Below are 17,031 nucleotides of genomic sequence, written 5' to 3' on the forward strand. Positions count from 1 at the left end.
ATAACAAAATACAGGCTAACCGAACTGGTAAGCATTTATTTGAATTAAAGAAAACTGCATAATTTAAATTTTTAAAGTCTTTTTTCATTAGGCTTATTTAAGTGCGTCTATTTTTATATTCAATTTTATTTTAATCGGAAATGTACAATTATTTTTTTGAAAATATAGAAAAAGAGCTATCGCTAGCGGATTTTTTTACCCACTATTGCGACAGCTCCTTTTTGAATCACATTTTATTTACTTTTTATGATATGTGGAAAGAATAATCTTTTTCCCTATTTACTTTCTAGGCCATGAAGGAAACTTACTAACAATACTATTAATTGTATTATTTAATACCTACTTCTAATTTCTTAATAAATCCCCTGTCAATTTAACTATTCCATTCCTATTATTAAATATTTAATATTATAAATTTTAAACCTTAAATTAAGATATTTCTATATTATCTCCCCCAATTGTACATTGGCGATCTGCACCTGGAACTTGAGAATGAATTGCTACATAAGGACAATAATATGGTGCTTCAGGATTGCTACTTTGTATTGTTTGAGTTGCACTAGCATGCCTACAGACTTTATTCGTTCCATTAGCTGGCCCCTTATTAGGCTGATTTATACACCAAGCATTTGCTGGAACCTCTAATTTTTCTAAAGTCCCCTTAATACATAAATTTGTAATCGTAGGATTGTACCACTTTTTCATTTCACTATCTCCCCTTTTTATATAATATTTTAAAATAACAGCTTAATCATCATTGGCTAAAAGTATTCAATATCTAATATAAGTAAAGCACACTATCTACTTAGATTTTTATCACCTTTCTTTAGTGCATATTCAAATTGTACCATAGTTGATATAGTCATCAAATTACACATATTTATAATTTTTTATATAGCAGTATTACTTCTATATAATTATTTTCTAATTTATAAAGCTAATAATAAAAAAACTTAGATGAAAATTAATATATTTAATTTTCATCTAATCTCACAATTAGTTTTTCAATCTATATTCATTATTGTTGTATACATATACTTTTATAAACACCCAATAAGCCATCCAACTCGCCAATACTAAAAATGAAATTATAATTCCTACCATCAAACCTGGCACCTTATACTTAAGCTCTATAACATGCTCACCTTCACTGAATTCTTCTGTGTCAACATCTACCCCAATCAATCCATCCAATATCTTTACATACTCAACCTTCCTATCATCAATTTTTACTGTCCATCCTTCATCATAAGGTATAGAAGTGTATATCAAAGTCTTATCCTCAGTAACACTTATCTTCCCTTTAACATAACCATCCCTATAATCAGTATCACTAATAATATTTTCCTTTAAATTATTATAAACTTCTTCAAATTCATCAACATCACAAGAATAAATTTGCAACTCCTTTAAATATAGTTTATTTGTATTTAAATTAATCTCTATTCTTATATCTTCACCCTTATTAAATTCCCCGATATACTCCACATTATAATTTCTACTATCAAATGCAGTAAATTTTCTAACTCCATTAATAGAAACTCTTACTTGATTGCTACTAGCAGTTCCACTTTCATATGCATTAGATTTTAAAAACATATAAACTGGATTATTATCTTCCGCCTCAACTACAAATGTAATGCTTGCTTCCTTTTGATTATCCATTCTTTTATAACATACTTCGCCATCATTTATAGTTGAAATTAAATTTTCAGATGTTATTTCCTTTATGCTTAACGATTTATTAATAACCTTTTTCTCATTTACCATTGAACTTAAAATGCTATTATTCAATTCAAATGTATTAACTTCTGTAGTAGCTACATCCTTCAAACTATCATTAACCATGAATGCTATAGGTAAAGCAAATGGATTTTCATAAACTATATAATCTCCCTCTTCTAAAAACTTCTTATAATATCTATTTTCTGTATAGTGATTATCAGAAAAGTTTTCAGATTTTTTTGATACTATTTGATATTTAACTCCTAATAATGAATCTATACTAATAAGACTTCCTCTATTATATTTCTCGAAAATACTACTTGTCTTAAACCCCATATTAGTCATAAACTTTCTAGTATTTCTATCATTTGCTGAACTTGAATGAGTGATACCATAATAATTTAATAGCATTGGATCATCATACGTATTAGCAAAAACTTCTTCCATTCTATAAAAATTATTCATATTCTCTTTTAATTCATCAACTATTGGTTGCATTTCATTAATATAATTGTATATACGTACTCTTGATACATAGCTTTTCAACTTTAAACAGCTATATGCATTAATAATTAATTCTATAAAAACAATAGCCATAATTAATATATTTATGATTTGTCCTACTTTTCTTCTTTTTAAGTACCTTAGCCTTTTTCTATTATTATCAACTTTTCCACACTGACTATCACTTATAGATTTATTGATATACCTAACTTCACCTTCAGCACATCTATTAAATTTAACTATTTTATATATCCATGGATATAATGATAGACTAAAATTCCACTTCTCATACTTATCAAGATTAATCCAATTAGCTAACTTAATCAAAATTATATAGACTACAAAAAATAAAAATGTTAATAATATGTTCCATTGAGATAACCCTTCATAATCACCATATAAAATATATCCTGTACATACCGTACCTAATAAAATTATTATAGCTATTTTTAACTTCGATATATTTTCACCACTTATAAACTCCTTATAAGCTAAAACAATTCCTAAAAACGATATTAAAAAGGAAAATCTATATTCAAATCCTACTGGATAATCAAACCCATGCCATATTAATACCAATATACTAATAAAAATGCTTAATAAAAGTACAAACATAAATATTCCAGATAAAATTCTCTCTTTCCTACTTATGTTCTTATTTAAAAAATATAATATCCCTAATACAGTTATAATAACTCCACAATATATATTGGGGTAATTTCCCATTATTTGTCCCAAACTATAGTTTCCAATAAAAAGTTGGGCAATTACTTCATCTAAACTCATCATTAGTTTAGGTGATTCTTGAAAAATCCTAAACTTTGCTTTTCCTGAACCTAATGATAGTACCGTTGGAATAAGTATAAATGCTGATAATGCAACTGATAATACAGATGCACCTATAAAATTTCTTAGCTTTATTAAAGCAACCTTATCTAGCTTTATTAATTTAACCTTATTATTTAATATTAATTTATAGATAAAGTACAATCCTGAAAAAATACATATCATATATCCAATATAATAATTTGAAACTATTGCTATAAATAATGATATTACATACAATTTATACTTTTTTTCATTTATAAGCTTGTCTATCCCAAGCGTAACTAAAGGTAATAAAACAACTCCATCTAACCACATTATATTAAGTTGAAAATTAATATTATATGCCATGAAAGAATAACATAATGAAAACATTATTACATTTATATCTTTTTTCTTAAAGCTTTGTATTAAATATATTGTAAATGTTAATGAGGATAAACCTATCTTTATTAATGTTATAACTACTATAGTCTCTGCAATATAAGCCTTTGGAAATAATCCTATAATTAAATTTAAAGGACTTGACATATAATAAGCAAAAAGCCCTACAGTATTTCCCCCTAAACTCTTACTAAAACTATAAAATAAATTTGCCTCACCTTTTAATACATCTTTTATATGCCCTAAAAATCCAACATATTGTAAGTACATATCACTATTTACTATAGTCTTATCTTCCACTGGGTATATACCTATTAGAGCATAAATTACTACCATTAACATGATAGGAACAATAAATGAGAATATATAAATATAATTCTCTTTAAACTTTAACTTCTTCATCCACTTCAATTTCCTTGTTATCTAGTATTTTTTCTTCTTTTACTATATATAATGGTCTTTGCTTTGTTTCTAAATATACTTTCCCTAAATACTGCCCAATTATTCCAAAAATAAGCAACTGAACTCCACTTATTAATACTGTAAATACTATTAAGATTAAGCTTGTTGATATATTTACATCCATCATTAAGTATTTAATAATTAATGATACTCCTAACACTGTTCCTATTAAGCATAGCAATGCCCCTATTACTGTTAAAATAATTAGTGGAACAGTAGAAAATCCTATTATTCCATCTATTGAATAAGCAAATAATTTAAATAATGACCATTTACTTTTACCTGCAACTCTATTAACATTTTCATGTCCTATCCATTTAACATTAAATCCAACCCATTGAAATATTCCCTTTGTAAATCTACTTTTTTCTTCTATTGAAAGTACAGCTTCAAGGAATTTTCTATTCATCATTCTATAATCTTCCTCACCTTGTATAAAATCAAGTTCTGTAATCTTACTTGCAAGTTTAAAAAAGATTTTTGAAAAAAAATATCTTATTTTATTTTCACCTTTTCTATCTATCCTATAAGCTACTACACTATCATAGCCTTCTTTTGTTATTCCATAATACATATCCTTTATTAATCTTGGTGGATGTTGTAAATCTGCATCTATTATAACTACATATTCACCACTTGCTGCTTTCAATCCAGCATATATTGCTGCTTCTTTACCAAAATTTCTTGAAAATGATATATATTTCACTTTACTGTCCACTTTTGAATAACCTTTTATTATTTCTAATGTTTTGTCTTTTGACCCATCATCTATAAATATTATTTCAAACTTTACCTTTTTCATTTCAGAGGTAACTTTCGTAATCTCCACATAAAAGCTTTTTAATGCATCTTCTTCGTTATAGCATGGTACTACAACAGTTATTGTATCCATGAGATTAATACCTCCTTTTACTTGCTTATTGCTTTATTTACTTCAGACCTTAGTTCATCTACTCCTTTAAATATAAATACTTTACTAAATATAAAATTAATTAATGCTACTAAAACTCCTATTATTAGCTTGGCTACAATATCATTCATTAAAAGTAAATCTACAAATAAAAATAGTAATACCACTTCTGATAAGCCAGAAATCAATCTACAGTTCATAAATTTTATGAATTCTTCTATTATTACATCCTTATTTATATAAGAACTATTAAATACAAAAAATTTATTAGTTATATATGCAAATACAACAGATATTATCCAAGCAATTGCGTTGCTTATAAGATAATTTATATTTATAATATTTGAAAATAAATAATATGCTATTAAATTAACTATTGTTGTTAGTACTCCGAATATTACATATAAAATTATTTCTTTATTTATTAGCTTTTTTATATTATTCATTTTTCCTCCTTATCTATAATTGCTAAATAATTATATATCTTTTTACAATTATTTACAATTAATCAATTAGTAGTACTTCTTTTTATTAACTTTAAAACACTGATAAAGGAAAACTATTTATATATACTTATGTAACCATTATCAATGTGTTTTCATATTATTATATCAGGGAGATTGTTTGCTTTGTTAATTTATAATGGAGGTGTTTTCATAATGATAAGTTTATTTATTAATGACCATGAAGTAATATTTGATTATTTAAATAAGGCATTCACATTTAAAATAAATAATATACCTAATGATATAAACGATATTAATTCATATATAGCTAAAGAAATTATTGCTATACAGTCAGATAATAATTTTAATAAATATTATACTTCATTCATGTATAAAGCTGAAAATAATATATAATACAAAAAGACTATCATTAATAGAACATCATTTTTTCTATTACGATAGTCTTATAATTAAAATCTCTTTAAATTCTTATGATAACCTAGTATTTTAAAAGTAAATAATCTCCTAATTAGCAAATTTAGCTACCACAGTATATTGCTCTCTAATAGCTCCACCTGTTACATAATACTCACCACATCTAAGCCATGCATGAGCTTTCATCTCATTTCCTTCTTTCCTAACTCCTAAATAAATAGTAGTAGAAATCCCTTTAGACTTAAGCATCCTTTGTGCAGTTAAGGCTTGTACTAAGCATTTACTTTCCCAAGGAGTCTTGCTTGATATTAAAGTAACAACCCATGAAATATGACTTGCAATCTTATAAACATCCATCGTTTCTTTTGCTGCTGATTCCTCTTTATGCTTTCCCATACGTTTTCTTAACTTATTAAAAGGAACAAATAAAATAAATGCTCTATAAAATCCTGTGTAGAAAAAGGCCTTAAGAAACTCAATTTTTAATTCATTACTAATCTTAAAGAATGTTTTTGTTTTTCTAGTTAATACTGATAAGATCTGCATTATCTAATCTTCCTAAAAATTCAATTACAGTATCCTTGCAAGTCTCTTCATCAACCTCATATTCATTTCGTAAAGTACTGATTATCTCTTTAACATTTATAGGCTCACTAATGATTTCCCATATTCTGCTTCCAACTTCATTCATCATAAAGTATTCACCTTTATCAAGATTCATCATTACCTTTTCTCCATCTAAATCAGTATCATCTATTTCCAAATTTTTATTAATTACTGTATCTAAATTTATTCCATAATCTTTTTTTATTTTTCCTATTTTCCCAGTGCTCTTCTTAAAATTAATCATAATTATTTTCCCACCCTATCCTTTTTTTAGATTTAATAGTATTATCTTTATATAAATTTTACCAATTAATTCTAATTAGTTAAATAGTCCAAATTGTTCATTAATATATTACACTTTAGTACTACTTATTTTTTATTAAGTATAATTGCAGTTATTTTATTTTTAAATTGCTACATTTTTAAATAAACTTATTGTATCTTCATTTTTATATAAATATAATTCACTATATAAAAAAATTAATATAACGAACTTTATAAACTTATAATTAACTATTACTTAAAATTAATTATAAATATTAATTCTCTTAATCCTCTAACTTAATAAATATACTATTTCTTGATATTGGCTTCTCAATTAGATTACTATTTCTATCAAAAATTACTGAAGCATAATCATCTTGATTATAATTACCCAATGTCTTATATTTTGAGCTTATATTTACATCCATAAAAGAATATTGACTAAAATGTATAACCATTAACCCACCTTTTTTTAGGTAACTATCTAGCTCTATTACTTGATTTTCAAACTTTTCAAAAGGGTATATTTTCTTCAAACTTTTAACACCTTGACGCATAATAGTATCTGGAGTCCTTTGCAATACTGCCATACAAAAAATCAAATCATATTTTCCACATTTTCTTATATCTTTTTCATTAGAATCTATAAATCTAATCTTATTATCCACTTTAAGATTCCTACATATCTGAAGACTATTCTTATTAATCTCTGCTCCTATAATATTTGCATCCTTAAAATATTTCCGTAAAGTTAAGACTTCCTCTCCTGTTGAACATCCATATGAAAGAATTTTTATATTATTAATATACTTAAAATAATCCCTACAAGCAGAAAATATTACCGGATATCTATCCATACATGTTAGGGGAGTTGTTTGATGAACTTTTCCACCCTTAAAAACAGTCATACCAAATATAGCTCTAAATTCCTTATCAGTAATAAGCTTTTTCACTGTATATGCACTCTTCTTTATAAAATATAAGCTTCTTACCATATATCTTATAATTAAATTTTCTGAGTTATAGTTACCTTTTATCCACTTTCTAATATCTCCATCTCTCTCCATAGTTATTGACCCCCAAACTTATATTTATCAAAAAAGTTACCTAAAATGATTGCCTCATTATAAGTAACCTTAACTAATTTATATTTTATGAAGTTGGTAATTCTAATCTTTCATGACACTTACATCTACCTTCTGGGTTTGATTTCTTATGTCTCTTATGATTACATCCTGGATAATTACACATTTTATCCTCATTATTAGGATTATTATTGCTTGGACAATCTGCTTTCATTACAGACGCTTCAACATCCATAGGACAATCCACTATATTTTCATTAGTATTTTGAAAGTTCATAGTTTCTAATTCTGGCTTTTTCCATTGTCTCTTCATTTTATTTCTCCCATAGCGTTTTTTATTTAAAATTTATAAAATCTTAAACACATATTTTCCTAAATTACTGCTTCTTCAATAGTTAATATTTTTTCTTCAATTAACGCAATTTGCTTATCAACAGTAAATTGATCTTTTGGTCTAGTTACAACATAGAAATTAATATTTTTAGCTATATTAAGACACTTTTTGAAATATTCAGGATTCACTCCTCCCAAATGCTTAATATATTCCCCTCTATATATATTATTAATTATGTTATTTATCTTTTCACTACCTTTTAACTCTTCAATAGTTACCTCTTCAACATCACCAACAGTAATCTTAATTATTGTTGTTAATTTTCTTGGTTCATAAATAAATTCCTCTTTAGCAGGAACTATATATTTAACTTCTTTATCACTCATAAATGAAGTATTCTTTTCTTTATCATATCCAAACTTGTCCATAGCTGATTCACATAACTTTTGATAAGGGAATCCTGGCATTACATATGGAACCTTATCAAACATTATTCCTGCAACATCATCTGATATAAACTTGTACCCTTTTTCTCTTAACGCTGTAGTTAATGTAGATTTACCGGCCCCTCTATCCCCTGTAAATATAACAGCATTATTGTCCATTTCAATAACGCCACCATGTATAGCTACCATGTCTCTTTGTAGCATTATAAAACCTAAGCAACTACACATTATATATATTTTCATAAGTTGCATATTTGCATTTTCACATACTTCCACTTCTACTTTATTTCCATTTTTTATACAGTATGTTGCTATATTATCTATATGAAACCATATTTTTTCTTTTTGTAATTGAATTTTTCTTCCTTCTGAAACACTTTTCTTAATTTCATCATCCATTACTGAATAAGATATTGTTACTATTTCATCTTCTGGAATAGCATTTAAATTTTCAAACTCATCAATTTTTATCTCTGATTTTATATTTAATCCATAAACTTTATAATTATTTAATAGCATTCTCTTATACCCACTCTCATAATTTTGATAATTATTAAGTTTATTATACTATTATATTTTTTGGTAATAAATTACACTTTAGTATTACTGTTAAATTTAATTACATACTACTAATATAAAAAAATAAAGTCCGTATATAAAAAAGAATCTATATTAAAATTAAATTTAAAAATTCAATTCAAATATAGATTCTTTAATTTCTACACTTATCTCTTAAGACAATAGATTGTCATTATCTCCATCATCTTTATCGGCTAAATCTCTATGACAATAACAATATCCCTTATATATACTTAATCCCTTATGAATGCACCATTCTTTTTTACATGAGCCTAAAAATCCATCTAATATTAGTTCTTGTACACCATCTGGTGAACAATCCTCTATATTTTCATTAGTGCTCTTTAAGTTTAAATTTTTAACTTCTGGTTTTAACCATTTCTTTTTCATTTTTATCCCCCTTATATATCACTTACTAATCATTTGTAAGTAAAATTTATACTTCTATTAAAGTATATAATCTCAATCCATATTATGTAAATAATTAACATTGTTTATATTTTACTTATATTTTATATACCTCATTTTTAGTAATTCCTTATAATACTTAGATGTATAGAATTTTAATATAAAAACTATTACTGTAAAAAATTAAATGCTAATTAGTGAAATTAACTAATTAGCATTTAATTTTTCTTCTATCTTACTTTCAAACTCTTCTACAGTTATGTCAAGTGATATTCTTTCATTATTCATAAACATAGTTGGTACTTCTTCTAATTCTATCTTATCCTTCTCCTTTGTTATAACCTTTAAATCATTAACATTTTTACTGTTTTCATCATTGCTAAGATTTAAAAAATCAATTACCTCTTGCTCTGATTCAAATTCTATCCATTGATCTTGAGTTGTATATATTTCTAATAACTTTTCAAAATCTAATGATTGTTCTTCCGTCATATGCTTATATATTATTTCATCAAATTCAAATCTAGCAATATCTATTGGTTTTTCTATAAATTTTATTGTTCCATTTTCAATGTACTTTTTCATAGTATCATGTAATCTTTCATGCATTATAACACAATCTGGACATTGGAAGCTTGTATAATTAATAATTTCTATTGGAGCATTTTCTTTCCCATATACTAACCCTGCTTCTTTATTACTATTAGAACAACCAATCATAAATATAAAGAATATATTTATAGTTAATAAAATATATGTAGCTTTTTTGTATTTAATTTTTATTTTAATCACATCCTCTTACTATATAATAAAAACATTATTATATAGCATTTTTTATTAGTAATATTTATAATTTAAATTAATTATATTCTTTGATATATTAAAAATAATACATTACTATATGAATGTAATGTATTATTTTCAATATCTATTATCTATTTTCTATGAATTAGATACTTTACATCCATTTGGATAGTGATTTCTCATATAATCATATGCATACTTGATTGCTTCACATAAACTAGATTCTCCAGTACTAACCCATTGTTTTGCGCAACAATCATAAAAATACCAAGTAATTAATGGAAAAAACATTTTGCTATTATCTATAGTTGCAGCTTCCGCCTCAGTATAAGCTTGTGCATCAGCTCCATTAGAATCTTGTGAAAAACTTAATACTCCGAATTCCTCTTCAGTAAATTTTGTCTCTAACTGATTTAATTGTGGATTATTCCAATTTTTTTTCATTATTATTCACCTCTTTTTAAAATTTCAAATTACTCAACACTCAATTTCATCTTTTAATTTGGCCATATTAAAAGATATACAACTAAAAGAAAGAATCCTTCTATGTAATTATTTTACTTTTTTGTATTATTGTTGTAAATAGTTCTTTTTATTTATATCTTTTTTTATAAAAATAATGCTTTATGATTAATACTATGTTACTTAATTTTCCTTTAATATTTGTATGAATATTTTCAATAAATACCCATTAGATAAGCTAGTATTTTTTACTTATCTCTATAAGTATGATTACTAATTCATATCTTAAAACATATATAATTAGAAAATTCTATTTTCACTCCCCCTTCTCCACTCAAAATAGGCCTATAACACTTTTATGCTATAGACCTATACTAAATTCTTATAACCTTTATTTACCATTCAATGTTAATAAATTAATTTCCGGAGTATTAAACAATCTAAACTCCAAAAGCTTAAATCTATTATTAGCACCTAATCCAGCACTTACATATTGATTTGTATCTCCCCATGTGACTAATCCCTTAACTTCATTCTGATTAGGAAATAAGTATACCTCACTAAATGCATCCGGAACAAATATTGCTCCATAAAAAGGTATTCGCCACTGTCCACCATGATAATGACCTGCCAACACTAAATCATAATCAGGTACATTCTTCTCTTCTGAAAAATGATATTCATGTCTTGGATAATGTGTTAATGCTACCTTAACCGAATTATCATTATCTTCAGATATACCTGTTAAACTATAAAATATATTCTTATCTATAAACCTAGATACCCATAATGAACTTTCTCCAATTTTTATTTCATATGGTTCACATAGAAGTTTACATCCCTTATCTATTAAAAATTGTCCTGCTTCAGTAATTTCGTTTGTATTTTCATTTACAGCTTCTTTATCTACATTACCTTGTACATAAAATACATAATCTTTATTAGTAATTCCATCTAATAATTCTATAAAAGGAGTTATATCATCAGTATGCCTACTTACCATATCCCCTGTTATAACAATAATGTTATAATCTATTGAATTTATTAAACTTACTAGTTTATCTTGATTATCACCAAATCTTTTTCCATGTAAATCGCTTATTTGTAGTATTTTAAAGCCTTCAAACTCACTTGGTAAATCCTTTATATTAATTGTTTGTTCAACTACTTTAATCCTGTTGTTATCATAAACATTATATAATATTACCACTACTATGATTATTAAAATTACAGCAAATACAATCTTTAATATCTTTTTCACCTTATAGCTCTAACCACCTAACAACCTTATTTCTTGACTTAGCATTACTAATTGTAGATGTTAAGAACTTCCTTTTACTTTCTGAATCATATTCCTTTGTTGTAATTCCAACATATATATGATGTATCCATGCTGCTGGTAATAATATTTTATATTTTTTTGCATATGCATATCTATCTGATAGTTTACTTATAGGAGGTAATATCACTTGAATATATCTCTTAATCATACTAAAAGTACTATCATTATCTATATCGTATCCAACTTGAGCCCTAAAAGAAAATGATAAATCTCTTTGCCCATAAACTCCACCTGTAAATATATCATTTACTATTAATTTAATTATTTCTTCATCATTTCTACTATATTTTATATTTAATTCCTTAGGTATTTCCATACCAAATAAATAATTACAAACTTTAAACATTCCTGTAGAGAATTGAGTAAGTCCACTTTTTTTGGCTTTATCATTAAACTCAGACCAATCTATTTCATTTCCCTTATGTTCAACTAATAAAACTAAATCAGCCAATTGCCTTACCCCAAATCCTGATATAGCCATATGTGATGCCATATGTGCACATAAATGTAATGCTAAATCTTCTAAGCTAAGTGAAAGTGTATCGACACCCCCAACCTTTATCTTCATAGCATCATCCCATATTCTTTCTTGAAAGCACTCTTGACCCTTTCTAAAAGATTCATTTGCTAATGTCCAATGAACTTCTAGATTTAATCCACCTTTCATAAATGCTATATGATGCCCAGCATCCTCTTCTTCTACAAATCCTCTTTCTAGTAATAACTTTCTAACTCTCTCTAAATCATTTTTATGTATAATTACATCAGAATCACACATTGTTCTAAGATCTGGTTTAGGATAATATTCCCTAACCACTAATCCTTTTAATACAATTACTGGTATATTATTTTCATTAAATAAACTTAATATTTCTGCAGTTCTTTTTATATGATTAGACTGTCCTATAGCTTCATTAAATGTATATCTTTTTAATTTATCAATTACTTCTTTGGAAATATTATTATCTTTAATATTTTTTAATGCTGGATATAATAATCCAGTTATACTATGTGCATTAGCTTCATTTATTAAATTATCCCACTCTACATTTTTGCTATAATCAAGCTTAGGAACTGTATTGTGTATAGATGCATTTAATAAATCTATTATCTGTTCTTGTATTAAATTCATTACTATTGCCCCCCTCTCAAATCCTACTATAATTTTAGCTTGTTTTACATATATTAACAACTTACTATTTAGTATTAGTTTCCTAATATAAAACAAGCACTACATATAATTACTGCTATATGTAATGCTTAAGTATAGTTAATCTCTGTTAAATAAGTCCCTTGTATAAACCTTATCCTCTACATCAAATAATTCTTTTGATAATCTATTAGATACAATAACATCAGATTCTTGCTTAAATTCATCTATATCTTTAACTACTCTTGAATTAAAGAAACTATCTTCATTTAGAACTGGTTCATAAACAATAACTTCTATTCCCTTTGCTTTAATCCTCTTCATTATACCTTGAATAGATGATGCTCTAAAGTTATCTGAGTTAGTTTTCATAGTTAGCCTATATATACCAACTTTCTTTGGATTTCTTTTTATTATTTGTTCTGCAATATAGTCCTTTCTTGTCCTATTTGCATCTACTATAGCTCCTATTATGTTATTAGGTACATCATTATAGTTTGCTAATAATTGCTTTGTATCTTTAGGTAAACAATATCCCCCATATCCAAATGAAGGATTATTATAATGTGAGCCTATTCTTGGATCTAAGCATACTCCCTCTATTATTTGCTTTGTATCTAACCCTCTTACTTCTGCATAAGTATCTAATTCATTAAAATATGCTACTCTCAATGCCAGATATGTGTTTGAAAAAAGCTTTACTGCCTCTGCTTCTGTTGAGTTTGTAAACAATACTGGAATTTCTTCCTTCATTGCCCCCTCTATTAAAAGATCTGCAAACTTTTTTGCTCTATCACTTTGCTCACCTACTATAATTCTTGAAGGGTATAAATTATCATATAATGCTTTTCCCTCTCTTAAAAATTCTGGTGAGAATATAATGTTATCTGTTTCAAACATTTCTCTTACCCTTTTTGTATATCCAACTGGGACTGTTGATTTTATAATCATTGTTGCTTCTGGATTTATTGAAAGTACATTTGCAATTACAGCTTCAACACTTCTTGTATTAAAGTAATTTTTTTCTGGATCGTAATTTGTTGGTGTTGAAATTATCACATATTCTGCATCTTTATATGCTTTGTATGCATCTGTAGTTGCTAATAAGTTTAACTCTTTATTTGTTAAGTATTCTTGAATCTCATCATCCACTATTGGTGATACTTTATCATTTATCATATCTACTTTTTCTTGTATTATATCTACTGCTACTACTTCATTATGTTGTGCTAATAGGATAGCGTTTGCTAGTCCTACATATCCTGTACCTGCTATAGCTATTTTCATTAATTCTTTCCCCCAATATCATTTTGTAATTCTCAATTAAATTAATAAAATTTTTATATTATTACTTTTTAATCTATTTGGTAATATTTTATATTATTTTGAATCTTTTTACAATTGTTATGTGGATTAATTTATTTTTAACCTTCAATATTAAATACTTTTATGCTATTTATTATATTATTAAAAATTTTATCAAGGAGTCTTTTCTCTTAATAATCATCATCAAAACTACTCTAAACAACTCAATTTCACTTTTCCTCTTTATAAGCATTAAACTTATCCCTTATTTCTCTTAAAAAATTAATAAAAAACTAGCTATAAGAACTGCCGCCAATCTATATTAGATAGGAGGCAGTTTTTATAGCTAGTCCACAATATATCTTTTATTAATTATTTTATTTTCTATTGAACCAATTATCTTATCATTAATAAATATTAATATATTATAGCTTATTAATGATAAGATTAAAATAATAGGTGTACCTATTATTTGCCAAATTGTAGTTAATGTAATTTGTAGCATTCCTACTTTATATAAAAATATATTAAATACATTTATAACCCCTATATGAACTACATATATTCCAAAGCTTTTTCTTCCGACTTTACAAAGTATATTATCTTTTTCTTTTATTTTAGTAATACATAAAACGAATATTAATATTGACAATGGTATAGTAGATATATAAACATCTCCAGTTTTAATAAATACAGAATCATAAACAAATCGTTCCATTAAAGAAGTTAATGTAAATAGTAAGATAAATAATATATATATCCAATTTATCTTATGCTTTAACTTTTCTCGTATTATCTCTTCTTTAATCTTTAAATACATACCTAATGTACAGTAAAATAAAGCAAAGAAAATAACATCTCTATTATTTTTTAAATGACCTGAATTATAAATGAATATACCTAAAATATTTAATATTCCTGAAAGTATTAACATCTTATTTATTAAATTATATTTAACAGTAAAATAAAGAATTGGAACTATTAAAACCATAGCTGTTAAATACCATAAATGAAATTCTATAATTCCATCTCCATAATAAAAATCTATTATTTTTAGATTACTAAAATAATAATATATGGTACTTCGTATTCCATTATGAAATAAGATATTAATAAATATTAGTAGAACTAAGTATAATATATTAGATATTATAAAGAATTTTAACATCTTATAAAAATACTTCTTACTATGTTACTTGCTAAATTTACTTAGAAATAAATACCCACTACATATAAATATTAATGGTAACGCTACTCTACATAATGTATTAATAATAATTCCTAGCTTTGAACCAGAGAAAGGTGCTAAATGAATACATACAATAGCGGTTATACAAAAAAATTTCATAAAATCAAGTGAATAATTTCTATTTTCCACCTCAATCCCCCCAATATTTATATTATATTGTAAACATTCAGGTTTTATTATATATATAATAATTATTTATTAATAGTTTTAGATTTCTTGTATTGTTTCCTTATTTAATTTGTATTTCTTTTTAAGCTCTCCTAACAAAAATGGTGTATAATTATTTATTAGAACTATAATTGGATACTCAATTACTAGAACCAAAATTAATTTAGTTATAAAATTCAACTCATTAACTATATTTATTTTAGCGAGCATAGTTAGTATTAATTGATGAGTTCCCATTATTATTAATGTATTTCTTCCCCAAAATGATAGTAATTTACTATTTATTTTCTTACTAATACTAATAATATTTAAACTACCCAAAACAGCATTAATAAAATAGAGAATTATATTATTAAATTGAATTCCCCATAAATCTACATAGCCATTTATCATCGCTAATACAATATTTAATAGCATTATTATTGCAATTTGGTACCATTTTAAATTTAAATTTTTAATTATGTTACATAAAGAATATCCTATAATTATAAAAATTAAAGCTATCATACTTCTTATTAATATAAGGGCAATAAAGCTTTTAGTAAGCATCCATATTGCTAATGCCACAAATGATATTCCTCCCAAAATTAATATTGGATATATAAAATTCTTAATATTAATTTTACAAAACATAAATATGGATTCTGCAATAAACAATACTGGTAGAAACCATAATGCTCCAATCCCACAAAACTTAATTGTCTCTAAGAAATTATTTCTTAAAACTATAAATGATAAACTACTAAATATATAATATCCTAGAATATTAATAATACTAAATGTTAAGTATGGAATTAAGTATACTTTTGTTTTTTTACTTATAAACTCATTAAAACTGTTTATATTACTATAATTGAATAAGTAACCTGATATAATAAAAAATAATGGTATATGAAATGAATAAATATATGTCTTTATATTACCTCCGTTAAATATATGTCCTAAAACTACTAAAATTATAGCTATTCCTTTTGAATAATCTAAATAATCAATTCTTTTTCCCATTTCATTCCCCTTTTTTAAATTTGTTTTTTTATTTTTATATCCATAAATTATTTACACTTTAAATTATATATATATTAATTAATTATTTGTCGTTGGAAAGTTACTTTCTTATTATTCAAAAGGAATAGCTATA

At 25.2% G+C, this 17,031-nt stretch carries 17 protein-coding genes and 1 pseudogene; 1 reads left to right on the plus strand and 17 read right to left on the minus strand.

All coding sequences use genetic code 11. The annotated features are described in order from the left end of the window. Positions 1-429: 429 nt before the first annotated feature. From HCG70_RS16090 to HCG70_RS16105, 4 genes are all read right to left on the minus strand, one after another. Positions 430-705, minus strand: coding sequence for a hypothetical protein (locus HCG70_RS16090; protein ID WP_221698003.1), 276 nt, complete (start codon positions 703-705; stop codon positions 430-432). 291 nt (positions 706-996) lie between these two features. After that, positions 997-3,840, minus strand: a complete 2,844-nt coding sequence (locus HCG70_RS16095; protein WP_221698004.1) for a YfhO family protein — start codon at positions 3,838-3,840, stop codon at positions 997-999. After that, positions 3,821-4,792 (minus strand): glycosyltransferase family 2 protein, encoded by a 972-nt coding sequence (locus tag HCG70_RS16100; protein WP_042401386.1) that lies wholly within the window; start codon positions 4,790-4,792, stop codon positions 3,821-3,823. Before HCG70_RS16100 ends, HCG70_RS16095 begins: the two co-directional genes overlap by 20 nt. A gap of 17 nt (positions 4,793-4,809) precedes the next feature. Continuing rightward, positions 4,810-5,256, minus strand: a complete 447-nt coding sequence (locus tag HCG70_RS16105) for a GtrA family protein (RefSeq protein ID WP_042401382.1) — start codon at positions 5,254-5,256, stop codon at positions 4,810-4,812. A 213-nt stretch (positions 5,257-5,469) separates the two neighbouring features. Here HCG70_RS16105 and HCG70_RS16110 point away from each other — a divergent pair, with 213 nt between their 5' ends. After that, positions 5,470-5,670 (plus strand): hypothetical protein, encoded by a 201-nt coding sequence (locus HCG70_RS16110; RefSeq protein WP_055277417.1) that lies wholly within the window; start codon positions 5,470-5,472, stop codon positions 5,668-5,670. A 111-nt stretch (positions 5,671-5,781) separates the two neighbouring features. Here the strand turns inward: HCG70_RS16110 and HCG70_RS16115 are convergent, their stop codons facing one another. From HCG70_RS16115 to HCG70_RS16180, 13 genes and pseudogenes are all read right to left on the minus strand, one after another. After that, positions 5,782-6,237: a lasso peptide biosynthesis B2 protein gene (locus HCG70_RS16115; protein ID WP_042401378.1), complete on the minus strand. Its 456-nt coding sequence runs from the start codon at positions 6,235-6,237 to the stop codon at positions 5,782-5,784. Then, positions 6,212-6,541, minus strand: a complete 330-nt coding sequence (locus HCG70_RS16120) for a lasso peptide biosynthesis PqqD family chaperone (protein WP_221698005.1) — start codon at positions 6,539-6,541, stop codon at positions 6,212-6,214. Before HCG70_RS16120 ends, HCG70_RS16115 begins: the two co-directional genes overlap by 26 nt. 304 nt (positions 6,542-6,845) lie before the next feature. Continuing rightward, positions 6,846-7,628 (minus strand): bifunctional 2-polyprenyl-6-hydroxyphenol methylase/3-demethylubiquinol 3-O-methyltransferase UbiG, encoded by a 783-nt coding sequence (locus HCG70_RS16125; protein ID WP_221698007.1) that lies wholly within the window; start codon positions 7,626-7,628, stop codon positions 6,846-6,848. An 85-nt stretch (positions 7,629-7,713) separates the two neighbouring features. After that, positions 7,714-7,959: a hypothetical protein gene (locus HCG70_RS16130; RefSeq protein WP_154821243.1), complete on the minus strand. Its 246-nt coding sequence runs from the start codon at positions 7,957-7,959 to the stop codon at positions 7,714-7,716. A 59-nt stretch (positions 7,960-8,018) separates the two neighbouring features. Continuing rightward, complete coding sequence (locus HCG70_RS16135) at positions 8,019-8,945, minus strand: hypothetical protein (protein WP_154821242.1); 927 nt, start codon at positions 8,943-8,945, stop codon at positions 8,019-8,021. A gap of 213 nt (positions 8,946-9,158) precedes the next feature. Further along, a complete protein-coding gene (locus HCG70_RS16140) occupies positions 9,159-9,395 on the minus strand; it encodes a hypothetical protein (RefSeq protein ID WP_196048861.1) in 237 nt (78 codons plus the stop codon). 225 nt (positions 9,396-9,620) lie between these two features. After that, on the minus strand, positions 9,621-10,205 hold the full coding sequence (locus HCG70_RS16145) for a thioredoxin domain-containing protein (RefSeq protein ID WP_196048862.1): 585 nt from the start codon (positions 10,203-10,205) through the stop codon (positions 9,621-9,623). A gap of 150 nt (positions 10,206-10,355) precedes the next feature. Next, complete coding sequence (locus HCG70_RS16150) at positions 10,356-10,661, minus strand: hypothetical protein (RefSeq protein ID WP_221698008.1); 306 nt, start codon at positions 10,659-10,661, stop codon at positions 10,356-10,358. 409 nt (positions 10,662-11,070) lie between these two features. After that, complete coding sequence (locus HCG70_RS16155; RefSeq protein WP_196048864.1) at positions 11,071-11,940, minus strand: metallophosphoesterase; 870 nt, start codon at positions 11,938-11,940, stop codon at positions 11,071-11,073. A 1-nt stretch (position 11,941) separates the two neighbouring features. Next, the gene (locus HCG70_RS16160; protein ID WP_196048865.1) at positions 11,942-13,153 is read right to left on the minus strand and encodes a nucleotidyltransferase family protein; all 1,212 of its coding nucleotides are present in this window, start codon (positions 13,151-13,153) and stop codon (positions 11,942-11,944) included. A gap of 138 nt (positions 13,154-13,291) precedes the next feature. Then, the gene (locus HCG70_RS16165; RefSeq protein WP_196048866.1) at positions 13,292-14,458 is read right to left on the minus strand and encodes a nucleotide sugar dehydrogenase; all 1,167 of its coding nucleotides are present in this window, start codon (positions 14,456-14,458) and stop codon (positions 13,292-13,294) included. Positions 14,459-14,822: 364 nt separating this feature from the next. Continuing rightward, positions 14,823-15,854: pseudogene (locus HCG70_RS17860) on the minus strand (acyltransferase family protein). Between the two features lie 78 nt (positions 15,855-15,932). Next, positions 15,933-16,898 carry an acyltransferase family protein gene (locus tag HCG70_RS16180; protein WP_196048869.1) on the minus strand — a complete coding sequence of 322 codons (966 nt, stop codon included), beginning with the start codon at positions 16,896-16,898 and terminating at the stop codon, positions 15,933-15,935. Positions 16,899-17,031: the final 133 nt, after the last annotated feature.

Source organism: Clostridium sp. K04 (assembly GCF_019734375.1).
Lineage (GTDB): Bacteria > Bacillota > Clostridia > Clostridiales > Clostridiaceae > Clostridium > Clostridium saudiense.